This window comes from Hymenobacter sp. BRD67 (genome assembly GCF_013256425.1).
Lineage (GTDB): Bacteria > Bacteroidota > Bacteroidia > Cytophagales > Hymenobacteraceae > Hymenobacter.
In genome coordinates this window covers 1,617,333-1,630,150 of the sequence record NZ_CP053904.1, presented here as the reverse complement: position 1 = coordinate 1,630,150, position 12,818 = coordinate 1,617,333, and the positions used below count along the sequence as shown (strand labels likewise).

General features: G+C 62.2%; 11 protein-coding genes and 1 pseudogene. 5 read left to right on the top strand and 7 right to left on the bottom strand.

Annotation, left to right across the window (positions count from 1 at the left end; translation table 11 throughout):
• Positions 1 to 262: 262 nt before the first annotated feature.
• Complete coding sequence (locus tag GKZ67_RS07500) at positions 263 to 1,312, top strand: aldo/keto reductase (protein WP_173241773.1); 1,050 nt, start codon at positions 263 to 265, stop codon at positions 1,310 to 1,312.
• A 19-nt stretch (positions 1,313 to 1,331) separates the two neighbouring features.
• Here GKZ67_RS07500 and GKZ67_RS24485 read toward each other — a convergent pair whose 3' ends face one another.
• The 4 genes from GKZ67_RS24485 to GKZ67_RS07485 form a co-directional block, all read right to left on the bottom strand.
• A complete protein-coding gene (locus GKZ67_RS24485) occupies positions 1,332 to 1,616 on the bottom strand; it encodes a GNAT family N-acetyltransferase (protein WP_317172264.1) in 285 nt (94 codons plus the stop codon).
• A complete protein-coding gene (locus GKZ67_RS24480) occupies positions 1,568 to 1,786 on the bottom strand; it encodes a hypothetical protein (RefSeq protein ID WP_317172263.1) in 219 nt (72 codons plus the stop codon). Before GKZ67_RS24480 ends, GKZ67_RS24485 begins: the two co-directional genes overlap by 49 nt.
• Positions 1,787 to 1,901: 115 nt before the next feature.
• Positions 1,902 to 2,321 (bottom strand): ankyrin repeat domain-containing protein, encoded by a 420-nt coding sequence (locus GKZ67_RS07490; RefSeq protein ID WP_173241772.1) that lies wholly within the window; start codon positions 2,319 to 2,321, stop codon positions 1,902 to 1,904.
• A 501-nt stretch (positions 2,322 to 2,822) separates the two neighbouring features.
• A complete protein-coding gene (locus GKZ67_RS07485) occupies positions 2,823 to 3,071 on the bottom strand; it encodes a hypothetical protein (RefSeq protein ID WP_173241771.1) in 249 nt (82 codons plus the stop codon).
• 144 nt (positions 3,072 to 3,215) lie between these two features.
• Between GKZ67_RS07485 and GKZ67_RS23220 the strand changes: the two genes are divergently transcribed.
• The 4 genes from GKZ67_RS23220 to GKZ67_RS25040 all read left to right on the top strand — a co-directional run bounded on the left by GKZ67_RS23220 (position 3,216) and on the right by GKZ67_RS25040 (position 6,570).
• The gene (locus tag GKZ67_RS23220) at positions 3,216 to 3,632 is read left to right on the top strand and encodes a hypothetical protein (RefSeq protein WP_254245122.1); all 417 of its coding nucleotides are present in this window, start codon (positions 3,216 to 3,218) and stop codon (positions 3,630 to 3,632) included.
• A gap of 20 nt (positions 3,633 to 3,652) precedes the next feature.
• A complete protein-coding gene (locus GKZ67_RS07480; protein ID WP_254245121.1) occupies positions 3,653 to 5,530 on the top strand; it encodes an efflux RND transporter permease subunit in 1,878 nt (625 codons plus the stop codon).
• 261 nt (positions 5,531 to 5,791) lie between these two features.
• Entirely contained in the window at positions 5,792 to 6,112 is a 321-nt protein-coding gene (locus GKZ67_RS25045) for an oxygenase MpaB family protein (RefSeq protein ID WP_410505047.1), read from the top strand.
• Positions 6,106 to 6,570 carry an oxygenase MpaB family protein gene (locus GKZ67_RS25040; RefSeq protein WP_410505046.1) on the top strand — a complete coding sequence of 155 codons (465 nt, stop codon included), beginning with the start codon at positions 6,106 to 6,108 and terminating at the stop codon, positions 6,568 to 6,570. The genes GKZ67_RS25045 and GKZ67_RS25040 overlap by 7 nt, the downstream gene beginning before the upstream one ends.
• Before the next feature lie 133 nt (positions 6,571 to 6,703).
• On the opposite strand, the gene GKZ67_RS07470 is transcribed toward GKZ67_RS25040, so the two are convergent.
• From GKZ67_RS07470 to rpe, 3 genes and pseudogenes are all read right to left on the bottom strand, one after another.
• The gene (locus tag GKZ67_RS07470; protein ID WP_173241770.1) at positions 6,704 to 9,208 is read right to left on the bottom strand and encodes an excinuclease ABC subunit UvrA; all 2,505 of its coding nucleotides are present in this window, start codon (positions 9,206 to 9,208) and stop codon (positions 6,704 to 6,706) included.
• A gap of 162 nt (positions 9,209 to 9,370) precedes the next feature.
• Positions 9,371 to 11,875, bottom strand: a complete 2,505-nt coding sequence (locus GKZ67_RS07465; RefSeq protein ID WP_254245120.1) for a carboxypeptidase regulatory-like domain-containing protein — start codon at positions 11,873 to 11,875, stop codon at positions 9,371 to 9,373.
• A gap of 108 nt (positions 11,876 to 11,983) precedes the next feature.
• Positions 11,984 to 12,798: pseudogene (gene rpe, locus GKZ67_RS07460) on the bottom strand (ribulose-phosphate 3-epimerase).
• Between the last annotated feature and the right edge of the window lie 20 nt (positions 12,799 to 12,818).

The following is a 12,818-nucleotide window of genomic DNA, read 5'->3' as shown; positions in this document are numbered from 1 at the left end:
CAGCTGCCGGCGGCCGAACTTCTACGCCGGGCCGGGCGCTGGCTGGCCGGCCGAATCGACCCGCCAGCGGCGTAAAAAAACCTCATTCGGGATGGTAGCCCCGGTTTCAAGCCATCCGGCTGTTAATAGCGCCTGTAGCCGGGTTTTGTGTTGTAGAAGCTACTAGTTGTTTAGTCGCAGCCGGGCAACCTGCCCGGACCTTTGCGCCGCAACCACGTAACGCTCTGGCTGCGCAATCTGCACCACCCTACCCTTTCAGTTTATGAATCTTACCTCCTTCCGCACCCTGGGCCGCTCCGGCCTGGTGGTGAGCCCGCTGGCCCTGGGCACTATGACTTTCGGCACCCCGCGCTGGGGCTCGTCCGACGAGGTATCCGAGGCTGTTTTCAACGCCTACGTGGATGCAGGGGGCAATTTTATCGATACTGCCGACGTGTACGCCGGGGGCCGCAGCGAGGAGCTGACGGGCAGCTACCTGCACGCCCGGGGCCTGCGCGATAAGCTGGTGCTGGCGACCAAGTTTGGCTTTAATCCTCAGCCCGGCAACCCCAACGCGGGCGGCAACGGGCGCAAGAACATTCACCGGGCCCTCGAAGGCTCGCTGCGCCGGCTGAAAACCGATTATCTTGACCTCTACTGGCTGCACGCCTGGGACGCGGTTACGCCTGCCGAGGAAGTTCTCCAGACCCTGGGCGACCTGGTGCGGGCCGGCAAAATCCGCTACTTTGGTCTCTCCAACGTACCGGCCTGGTACGTGGCCAAGGTCGCTACGCTGGCTCAGGCGCACGGTGTACCCGGCCCCGTGGCCTTGCAGCTGGAATACTCGCTGGTGGCCCGCCGCATCGAGAGCGAATACGTGCCCGCCGCCCGCGACCTGGGCCTGGGCCTCACACCGTGGAGCCCGCTGGCGGCCGGCTTTCTGGCGGGCAAGTACGAGCGCGCAGCCACGCCCAATACGGCCAGCGGCGAAGGTCGCCTCAGCGGCCCCAACCCCTTCGGCAACATGAAATTCACGGACCACAACTGGCGGGTGCTCGACGCCCTGCGGCTGGTCGCGGCCGAGCTGGACCGCCCGCTGGCCCAGGTAGCCCTGGCCTGGGCCTCGGCCCAGCCCGGTATCAGCTCGCTTATCCTGGGCGCCAGCCGGGTCGGGCAGCTGCTGGATAACCTGGCCTCGCTGGAAGTGCAGCTTAGCCCCGCGCAGCTCCGGACGCTGGACGAGGCCAGCCTCACCGACCCGTTTTACGACCGCATGTGGGCCCTGATAAAGCGACCCGTATTTGGCGGCACCGAGGTACAGGGCTGGCACTAGACCGCTTGCCGCGTTTTGATTAGGCCGGCACCATCTTGCGCATGCACACGCTGTTATCGACGCCTACGTACTGGCCGTAGTTGGGCGTGAGCGCGTAGCCGCATTTTTGGTAAAGGCGAATAGCTTCAGGCTGCTTTTTACCTGTTTCGAGCACGCAGGCGACATAGCCCAGCGCCCGGGTCCAGCGCTCCAGCTCGGTTAGTACGGCCCACGCCACCCCCTGCCCCCGGTGCGCGGGCTGCACAAACATGCGCTTTACCTCCATGGCTTCCTCATCGAAGACCTTGATGGCCCCGCAGCCCACGGCTCATTGTCCAGGTACGCCACTACCGCGTGCTTAATCAGGTCAATCTTGTTAAACTGCGCGTAATACGCGTGGTCGGCCCCGTCGCGCACCCGCAAGTCGTGGTCGAGCAGCCGCACCAGCGCTTGAAAGTCGGGGTCGTCGGAAGTAACGCGGGTGAGGCAGAGCATCAGGCAGTCGGGCTAAGTCGGGCACAAACATAGCCTGGGGCGGCATTTTCCGACCTAAAAAAGCCGCCTTGCTGGGGCGGCTTTTGAATTTTGAGGCCCGGTTTCCCGGCTGCGGCTACTTCAGCTTTTCCAGCACCGCCACTACTTCGGGATGGCTGTTCTCTTTGGCCAGGGTCAGGGCATCTTTGCCATCGTCATCCCTGGCTTTGGCATCGGCCCCGCTGGCCAGCAGCAGTTCCACCATTGCCTTGTTGCCTTTGCCGGCCGCCGCCATCAGGGCCGTAGCCTTGAAGCCATCGGGCTGGTTTACCTGGGCTTTGTACTTGAGCAATAGCTTCACCAGGTCGAGGCTGCCATTGCCGGCGGCAGTGATAAGGTAGGTGGTTGGGAAGCCCGGCACTATCTCCAAGGCGGCATTGGGGTTAGCCCCGGCCGTCAGCAGCGTTTCGACGGCGCTGGAGTTATTTTTCATCACTGCCGCCGCCAGCTCCTTACTCGGGGCCTGGGCGTAAACGGAAAGCGCAAGACAAGACAAAGTAGCAATGAATAGTATCCCTCTTTTCATTTTATAAGAATAAGTCAATTCAGGGCGAAGGTAAACCCGAAGCTACCATCTGCGGTAACCTGCCTTACCACTTTTGCTCAATTGACCAAAACAGAAGCCAATGCTTTAGTTGGCCTCATAATAGTTGCCATTGAACCTTAGCCGGACTATAAATTAAAACGCTCGCAGCGGGCTTTTTTGTGCTTTACAAGCTGACTCACCACGCTAAAATGGAGCCTTTTTAGTGAAGCGTCTTTTTACTAAAAAGAGCATACTCCCTGTGCCTAAGCAACGAACGGCTATTCCTAGCGCGTGGCCAGCTTCGTAGGCACCGCTATGTTGAAGAATCAAAGTAGAGAGACACATAATTTATTAAGATTAAACTCGGAAAACACTTTCCTACTAAAAGGTTGTCAGGATTCGCGAGGCTCAGCCTGACAACCTTTTAGCTTCTTCCCAATTTCTAAAAATTTCAGTACGTGCGCCTAAACTTTACAGCGACTTCGTGGCCGTCTTCACCTCGGCCGTAGCGGGCGCGCTGGCTTTAGCGGCGGCCATTTTGGCTTTGCAGCATGCGGGCATACCGGCCATGCTAATGCCGGCCATGCCTTTCTCGCAGTTGGTGGCGGCTACGCCGGCGCAGTGGTCGGCCTTTTTGCCTTTGGCGGGCTTATCACCGTCGTGGGCGAAGGCGGTAGCGGTCGAAGCGAACAGGGCGAAAGCGAGCAGGGATTTTTTCATAAGTACAAAGAGAAACAATTGAGGAAAATAGGGGGTTGCAGGTAGTCGCGACTCCTAAAAGTACCTGTTTTTTTCGGAAAAGCCGAAGCTGGTGCCGGGTCGTACTACCACGCGCGAACTCGCCGGGTTTACGCACCTTTGCTTATGCCTCTTCGCCGAACTGCCTACCTCACGCTGCTGGTGCTGGCCCTGCTCACGGGGCTGGCCGGCTACTTTGCCGCTCAGCTGCGCTTCAATTATAATTTTAATGATTTTTATCCCGCCGGCGACCCCGACCTGGACTACTACCAGGGCTACACCCGGCGCTTCGGCAACGACAACGACTACCTGCTGCTGGGCCTGGAGGCCGGGCCGGGCCAGACGGCTTTTTCGCCCGCCTTTCTCACGCAGGTCGATAGCCTGACGCGGCTGGCCCGGCGGCAGCGCAACGTACTGCACGTCAGCTCCCCCACCACGCTCAGCCAAACTATTGTGGAGGGCCTGGGGGCGTATACCCTCCCTACCTGCACCCGGCCGACTACCGCGCCGACCCCAGCCGCCGCGCCGCCGACTCCACCCTGATTTATCGCACGCCGGGCCTAGTGGGCAACATCTTCAGCACCGACGCGCGGGCCGTGGCGCTGGTTATTCAAACCACGCCCGACCTCAAGAAACCGCCCGGTGACTCGCTGCTCACGGAGCTGCGCGCCGGCCTGGCGCGGGCGGGTTTGCCCGAGGCGCGGGCGCACCTTGCGGGCCGGGCCGTAGCGCAGTCAGTATTCGTAGACCGGCTGAAGTGGGAGATGGTGGTGTTTATGTCGCTGTCCTTTGTGCTGGTAATGGGGCTGTTGTGGCTTACGTTTCGGACCTGGTGGGGCGTACTTTTACCGCTGGTAGTAGTACTGGGCGCGATAGTATGGGGCCTGGGCGTGATGGGGGCCTGCGGCATCAGCATCGACCTGATGACGGCCCTGCTGCCGCTGATGCTGTTTGTGGTGGGCATGTCGGATACCATCCACATTATCAGCCGCTACGTGAGCGAGCTGGGCTACGGCGCGGGCAAAAAGCACGCCCTGCGCACTACCATTAAGGAATCGGGATTCGGCTCGCTGCTGTCGGCGCTCACCACCAGCATCGGCTTTTTTACGCTCATGACGAGTACCATCCGGCCTATTCATAACTTCGGGCTGTTTACGGGCATTGCCGTGCTGCTGGCTTTTATCCTGAGCTTCACGCTGTTGCCCGCCATGCTGGTATTGCTCAATAAGCCGGCGCTGCGCCAGCCGCGCCGCCACGGCCACGACTGGGACGGCGTGCTGGGCCGCTTATTTACGGGTGTGCTGCGGCGGCACCGCCTGATTTTTACTTTGAGCGGGCTGATACTGGTGGCGTCGGTGGGGCTGGCTCTGCGAGTGCGCATCAACTCGTCGCTGCTCGACGACCTGTCGAAGAGCGACCCCGTGCGCAAGGATTTCGCATTTTTCGACCGGCAGTTTGCCGGGGTCAGGCCTTTTGAGCTGGAGCTGAAGCCCGCCGGCGGGCGCAGCATCTATGACCCGGCGGTGCTGGCCCAAACCGAACGGATTGAACATTATCTAAATACTATATACGGTCTGCGCTTTTCGGCCTCGCCCGCTACGCTGGTGCGCACGGTGCGCCAGGCCCTGCACGGCGGCGGGCTGGCCGAGTACCGCCTGCCCGCCGATTCGGCCGGACTGGCCCAGCTGCGCGGGCCGCTGCGCCAGTTCCGCAAGCGGCCCGAGTTTCGGGCGCTGGTGCTGCCCGATGGCTCGGCCGGCCGCCTCACCGGCCGCATGGTGGATGTGGGCAGCATCCGGGCCGACGCGCTCAATGGTGCGCTTCGCCACTTTTTGCGGACCGCTATCGACACCACCATCCTGCGTACGCGCCTCACGGGGTCGTCTAACCTAATCGATAAAAATAACGAGAGCCTGACCCTGAATATGATACAGGGTATGGCAATTGACGTGGCAATGGTCACGATTATCGTGCTGCTGCTGTTTCGGTCGGTGCGAATGACCATCGTGGTGCTGGTACCCAACCTACTGCCCATTCTGGTAGTAGCGGGTGTAATGGGCCTGGCGGGCGTCAATATGAAAGTGAGCACAAGCATCATCTTCACCATCGCCTTTGGCATCGCGGTAGATGATACCATTCACTTTATCAGCAAGCTGCGCCTTACCATGGGCCACGAGCCCGACTTATTTAAGGCCGTGCGACGAACGTATATTCTGGCCGGGCAGGCCGTTATTGTTACCTCCCTAATATTGGTCGGCGGCTTCGGCACGCTGCTGTTCTCATCGTTTGATGGCACGTTTTACGTGGGTCTGCTCATTGGACTGACCTTGCTCTTCGGCGTAATAGCCGAGCTGACCTTGCTGCCGCTGCTGATTTTGGGCGTGTACGGCCGCAGACGCAAAAGCCCGCCGCCCGTGGCTACGCTGGCCGGCAGTAGCTAATACCGCAGGCAGCTACGGTAACTTCCTGGCTGCTATAAAGAAGCCCCTTTTCGTCTCTGCGTTAGCCAGAAACCTGATTTCAAGTACCCTATCGCAGATTATAGCCTGGCTGCACCTGCCTTGCCTACTGTGCCGCTCCGCCCAGAGGGAGCAGCGGAAATGCGGGCAGAGTAAGTTAACTTTGAATTTCAAAGTTAACTTACTCTTCGCAAGGGTTTAGCCGCTGGCACTACGGCGGGGAGGCTTTTGTTTGGTCAGCTTATGGAATACTTCGTGGCTCCGGGCTCCATCGTGCGCCGTATCTGGGGCACTGCCGATACGGTATTATTCATCTTTGCCGGGGCGGCGGCCGAGTTCGCGCTTAATAAGGCCGTAGACTGGCTGTACTTCACCGGGCGGCTGCCAGCCGACCCGCTGGGACGGCTGTTTTCGACGGTAGACTATGCCCGGCGCATTGTGTTTGCCGACCGGGCCGGGGCCGAAAAGGCCATTGACAGCATTGCTGCTATTCATGGCGCAGTTGAGGCCAGCCGGGGCAGGCCATTCCGGCCTGGGCCTACCGCGATGTGCTGTACATGCTGATTGCTTATTCCATCCGGGCATTTGAGGTGCTGGAGCGGCCCCTTACCCCGGCCGAATGCACGGAAATAACGGAAGTTTTTTGCCGCGTGGGTCAGCGCATGGGTATCGTTGACTTACCTGCCTCCTACCCGGCCTGGCAGGCCGACCGCCAACGCCACCTGACTGCCGACCTGGCCCCGAGCCGCTTCACCACCGACCTCTACCAGCAGTACCGACGGCACCTGGGCGGCCCGCGCTATGCGCTGCTGCGGGCCGTGCAGGGCCTGGTGGTGCCGGCTCCCGTGCGCGAGCAGCTGCACCTGGGCCGCAGCGCGTGGCTGCGGCCCGCGCTGGCTTTTTATCGAAGCACCAGGCACCTAACCTTGAGTAAATATCTTAAAAATTCTATGTTACCCCGCGAGTACCGGGCCCGCATAAAGGCGCTTGATGAAGTACCAACGGCTAACCCGCACTTGTAGCCCAGCTTTAATATCATCAGTTCATCTTCTTGATTACCAGCATACAAGGAAGCAATATCTAAAAAATTACTATTACCTGCCGTAACCCCGGCCTGAATAACGTGGGCCATATGACCCACGTTATTTTCGGGCGCTAGCCTTCGGCCAGGAAGCGGGCCAGGTAGGGCGCGGTGCGGCTTATGGCTGCCTGGGCCACCACCGGCGGCGGGCCTTCGGCCACGATGCGGCCACCCTCTTCGCCGGCGCCGGGGCCAATGTCTAGTACCCAGTCGGAGCCGGCTACTACGCGCATATCGTGCTCCACTACAAGCACCGTGTGGCCGGCTTCGACCAGGCCGTTGAGCTGGGTGAGCAGCTTTTCGATATCGGCCGGGTGCAGGCCGGTGGTGGGCTCGTCGAGCACGTAGAGCGTGTGAGCGCGGGCCTGGCGCTGCAGCTCGGTGGCCAGCTTGATGCGCTGGGCTTCGCCGCCCGACAGCTCGGTGGCCGACTGCCCCAGGCGCAGGTAGCCGAGGCCCACTTCGCGCAGCACCGTGAGTGCCCGGCGCACGCTGGGCTCTTCGGCGAAGAACGCCCAGGCCTCGTCCACGGTCAGGCCCAGGATTTCGGCTATGTTCTTGCCCTGGTAAGTAACTTCCAGCGTTTTGGCGTTGTAGCGCGTGCCGTGGCAGGTAGGACACGGCGAGTAGACGCTGGGCAAAAACAGCAGCTCGACCATCACAAAGCCCTCGCCCTGGCAGGTTTCGCAGCGCCCTTTGGCTACGTTGAAGGAAAACCGCCCGGCATCGTAGCGCCGCCTGCGGGCCTCCGGCGTGGCAGCGAAGAGGCGGCGCACGTGGTCGAACAGCCCCGTATAGGTAGCCATATTGGAGCGCGGCGTGCGGCCGATGGGCTGCTGGTCGACCCGCACCAGGCGCTTAATAACATCCAGCCCGGCCGTGACTTTGCCTTGCAGAACTTCGCCCTGGTCGGCCAGCTCCAGGATTTCTTCGGCCGCCTCACTGCCGGCCACTGCGGCGGCGTCGGCTTTCTGGCCCAGGGCCTCACTCACCAGCTCTACCAGCACCTGGCTGACCAGCGTCGATTTACCGGAGCCCGACACGCCCGTAACGGTTGTGAACACACCCAGCGGAAACGCGGCGGCAAGGCCACGCAGGTTGTGGCGCGTAACCCCGGCCACCCGTAGCCAGCCCACCGGCTCCCGCCCGCTGCGGGCCGCCGGCGCCGACTGCCCCAACAAAAACGGCCGCGTTTGCGAGGCGCCCACTCCAGCCAGGCCGGCGGGTGGGCCGCTGTACAGAACCTGGCCGCCATTCTCGCCAGCGGCGGGGCCTACGTCCACGAGCCAGTCGGCGCAGCGCACCACGTCGAGGTTGTGCTCCACAACGAAGAGCGAATTACCCGCCTTCTTCAGCGTAGCGAGGGCTTTGAGCAGCGCCTGGGTATCGGAAGGGTGCAGGCCAGCAGAGGGCTCATCGAGCACGTACACTACCCCGAACAGATTGGAATACAGCTGTGTAGCCAGGCGCAGCCGCTGCAGCTCGCCCGGCGAGAGCGTGGGCGTGCTTCGCTCCAGGGCCAGGTAGCCCAGGCCCAGGTCGAGCAGCACGGTCAGGCGGGCGCAGAGGTCCTGGGTAATGCGGCGGGTTACTTCGGCCTGCTCGGGGTGGGCTTTGTCGTGGGCCTGCGCCCCGGCTTTACCCTCGGCGAAAGGCCGCAGCCGGGCTTCTACCTGCTGCAAGGGCAGCCGCGCCAGGTCGGCAATATCGAGGCCGGCAAAGGTGACGCTTAGCGACTCGGGCCGCAGGCGCTTGCCGTGGCAGAGCGGGCATTCCTGGCTCAGCATGTACTGCAGCACCCGCTTTTTCATGAGCGCGCTCTGGGTGTTGGCAAACGTGTGCAGCACGTGCCGCCGGGCGCTGCTGAAAGTACCCATGTAGTTGGGCTGCTCGCGGCGCTTGAGGGCGCGCTGCGTCTCGGCGGGCGAATAGCCGGGGTACACCGGCACCACCGGCTGCTCATCGGTAAACAGAATCCAGTTGCGCTCCTGCTGCGGCAGCTCGCGCCAGGGCCGGTCCACATCGTAGCCCAGCGTCACGAGGATATCGCGTTGGTTTTGCCCGCCCCAGGCCTGCGGCCAGGCCGCAATGGCCCGCTCGCGGATGGTCAGCGACGGGTCGGGCACCATCGAGTCTTCGGTTACTTCGTACACCCGGCCCAGGCCGTGGCAGCGCGGGCAGGCACCCTCGGGCGTATTGGCCGAGAAGCCTTCGGCGTAGATTATCCCCTGCCCTGGCGGATAATTGCCGGCCCGCGAATAAAGCATCCGCACCAGGTTGGAAAGCGTGGTGACGCTGCCCACCGATGAGCGCGTGGTGGGCGCGCCACGCTGCTGCTGCAAGGCCACGGCCGGCGGCAGGCCGTCGATGCTATCGACCTCGGGTACTGCTAGTTGATGAAACAAGCGTCGGGCGTAGGGCGATACCGATTCGAGGTAGCGCCGCTGGGCCTCGGCGTAGAGCGTGCCGAAAGCCAGGCTCGACTTACCCGAGCCCGATACGCCGGTGAATACTACCAAGGCATCGCGCGGAATGTCCACGTCGATATTCTGAAGATTGTGCTCGCGGGCGCCGCGCACGCGTACAAAGCCAGGAGCAGGCTGGGGGTGTGGTTGTCAGACATAGCAGGAACTTGGCTACGTCCATACGGAGCATAAGTTCAAGCCGGCTAGCTATCGCGGATTATTGCCCAGGTAAACGAGGAGTAAGAGCGCAACTTGGGAGTTGCGCTGATTTTCCCTTTAAAACCGGGCGATGGCCCGCAGATTTACTACGCGCTGCGATAAGTAGCTGGGCACCGCGTAGGTGCGGCCGTTTACATCCTGCAAATAGCTATAGCCAGCCACATTATTGGCTCCCAGCAGGTTAAGAATCTCCAGGCTTAGCCACAGGCTTTCGAGCGAGTACAGGTGCGGCTTGGGAGCGCTGCGCAGGCTCACGACCTTGGAAAACCCGACATCGACGCGCTGATAGGGCGTGGTAAGTGCGCCCGCACCCCGGAACTGAGGCAGGCCGGGCGGACTAAACGGCAGGCCGGTACCAAATACCAGGTTCAGGTAGCCGCGCACGGAGGGGTTGTCGGGCAGGTGGTCCTGAAAGAAGATGCTGGCCGTCACTCGCTGGTCTTGCGGGCGGCGAATGTAGCCCAGCGTTTCGAAGCCGGTGCGCTTACCGTTTTTATCGTAGGTGGCGGTGGTGTCGCCCTTTTCCTGGGTGGTAAGTACGCCCAGGCTCAGCCACGACTCCACGCCCTTCACAAACTCGCCGGTGAGGCGGGTTTCGAAGCCGGCGGCGTAGGCCGTGGCGCTGTTAGTGGCGTAGTAGCGCAGCCGCACGTTATCAACCTCGTAGGGCACCACGTCAGTGAGGCGCTTATAGTACGCCTCCGTGTTGAGGCGGAAGGGGCGGTCCATGAGGTGCACCTCAATCTGGCGGCCGAGCACAAAGTGCAGCGACTTCTGGGCCCGCAGCTCGGTATTGAGCTGGCCCTGCATATTGCGCAGCTCGCGGTAGAAGGGCGGCTGGTCGTACACCCCGACTGCCAGCTTCCAGCTGCGCTCGGGGTGGCGGCGGCTGCGCGCAGCAAACTGAATGCGGGGGCTGATTACCAGCTCTTTATTAACCGACCAGTAGTGCGCCCGCACGCCGTAGGTAAGCGTTTTGAGCGAGTCGATTTGCCAGGTGTGCTGGGCGTAGCCCTGGGTGCGCTGGCTTTCCAGGCTGAGGTCGGTGGCGAGGCGGGTGCGGCGGGCATCGGGCACATAGTCGGCCGAGTCGGCGAAGCTGTACTCATCAATCTGGTCGTGAATGATTTCGTGGCCGGTTTTTACGCCCCAGCGAATGGTGTGCGGGCCGGTGGGGTCGCCGCCGGGGTTCCAGCGCCCGCGCAGCTCGGCCGTGTACACCTGGGCCGTGAGGTCGTTGCGGGCGTGGTTGAAGCTGGAGCCGATGTTGCGCTGGCGCACGGGCTGGTTGAAATCGGGGCTGTTGGGGTCGCGGTTTACGTCGGCAAAGGTGTAGGCGGCCTCCACATCGCGAAACTCAAACTCGCGGGTAGTGAGCGCCGACGCCAGCAAGTCGAGCTGCAGGCCGGGGTGAAAATTATGCCGCAAGTCGAGACCTGTCTGGTAGGTATCGTACTGCATGCGCTCGCGGCCATCGTAGTAGATATTAACTCGCGCCACCTGGTTAACGTCGGTCGAGAACGTAACCTGCCCGCTCACCGGCACAAAGCGGTAGTCGTTGTGGGCTACCACGCCCAGAATGCCCAGGCTGGTTTTCTGCAAGTCGCCGCCCGTTTTGCCCAGGCCGATATTGACGTACGCCTGGCCGTCGTAAAAGGTCGGGTTGTAGTTGCCCTGCTGCTGATTGAGCGCATTAAAAACGTACTGCGCATTCTTGTAGCGCACCCCGGCCAGGTAGCTTACCCGGTTGTCGGCCGAGCGGGCCTCAACGTGGACGGCGCCGCCCACGAGGCTGGCCGTGGCCGAAGCTGCAAATTTTTCGGGCTCTTTGTACTGAATATCCAGCACTGAGGAAAGCTTGTCGCCGTACTTGGGCTGCCAGCCGCCGGTACTAAAATCGACCTTCTGCACCAGGTCGGGGTTGATAAAGCTAAGGCCCTCCTGCTGCGCCTGCGTCACCAGAAAGGGTCGGTACACCTCAAACCCGTTGACATAGAGCAGGTTCTCGTCGTAGTTGCCGCCGCGCACGTTGTAGGTGCTCGTCAACTCGTTGTTGCTGATTACGCCCGGCAGCGTTTTGAGAATAGCGTTGAAATCGCCGAAGGGCGAGGGCAATACCTTGGCCGTCTGTGGGTCGAGCTGAATGAGGCTGGCCTGCTCACGGGTATCGGCCCCCGCCGAGCGGCCCCGCACGGTTACGCCGCCCAGCGCCTTGGTATCGGCCTGCAAAGCCAGGCGCAGGGGTTGGGCGGCATCATCGGGCAGGCGCAGGGTCTGGCGTAGGGGAAGGTAGCCCAGGCGGCGCGCTACCAGCACTACCGGGCCGCTCACCGGCCGGGCCAGGCGCAGGGTAAAATTGCCCTGGGCGTCGGTAGTGGCACCGCCGGCCCGGCCTTCGAGGCCCACCACGACCAGCTCGAGCGGCTGGCCCTGGGCATCGCGCACGGTGCCCAGGAGCACGGTAGCCGGGGCGGGGGCTACCGGCACGGGCACCTGCTGGGCCAGCACCGGCCCGGCCAGCGGCAGCGTACTTAAAACGAGGAGTAACGGTAGAGGCTTCAAACGCAAAGGCAGCAGAAAATATAGTCCGTAAAGCTACGCCGGGCCCGGTAGCGGCGCGGCCGGCATTTTAACTTCTCCAGCCTCACTTTCAGTATCGGGAAAGCCCTATTAATTTGCCGCCGGAGCCGGCCCGGCTTCGCGCAGCAGCTGGCGCAGGGCTGCCAGCGTAGCTACCGGCCCACCAGGCGACTTAAACACGAAGTTGCCGGCTACCAACACGTCGGCCCCGGCCTGCACCAAGGCGGCAGCGTTGGTCTGGCTCACCCCGCCATCGACTTCAATAAGGGCGGCCGAGCCGGTATCAAGCAGCAGCTCTTTCACGTCCGCCACCTTTTGCAGCGTGTGCGGAATAAACGCCTGCCCCCGAAGCCGGGGTTAACCGACATTACCAGCACCAGGTCGAGGTCGGCGGCAATGTCTTGCAGGAAGCTGGCGGGCGTGGCGGGGTTCAGGGCCACCCCCGCCGTGCAGCCCAGGCTCTTGATTTGCTCCACTACGCGGTGCAGGTGCGGGCAGGCTTCGTAATGCACCGTGAGGTGCGTAGCACCCGCGTCGCGGAAAGCCGCCAGGTAGTCCTGCGGCCGCTCTATCATCAGGTGCACATCGATAGGCTGCCGGGCATGGGGCCGCAGCGCCTCCAGAATGGGTAGCCCGAAGGAAATGTTCGGCACAAACCGCCCATCCATCACGTCGAAGTGCAGCCAGTCGGCCTCGGCAGTAGCCAGCAGTTCGGCAGTAGCCTGGATATTGGCCAGGTCGCTGGCCAGCAGCGAGGGGCCAGCAGCGGCTCGCGGCGCGAGCGCGGCGAAATGGGGTCGGGCAGAGAATAGCTCATCGGGACAAAAGTACGGAGCGTAGCACGAGGCGCAGAAAGGAAAGTGGGGAAAGAAAAAGGCTGTTCGGCTTGCTCCTACCCGTAGCAAGCCGAACAGCCTTTTTCTTC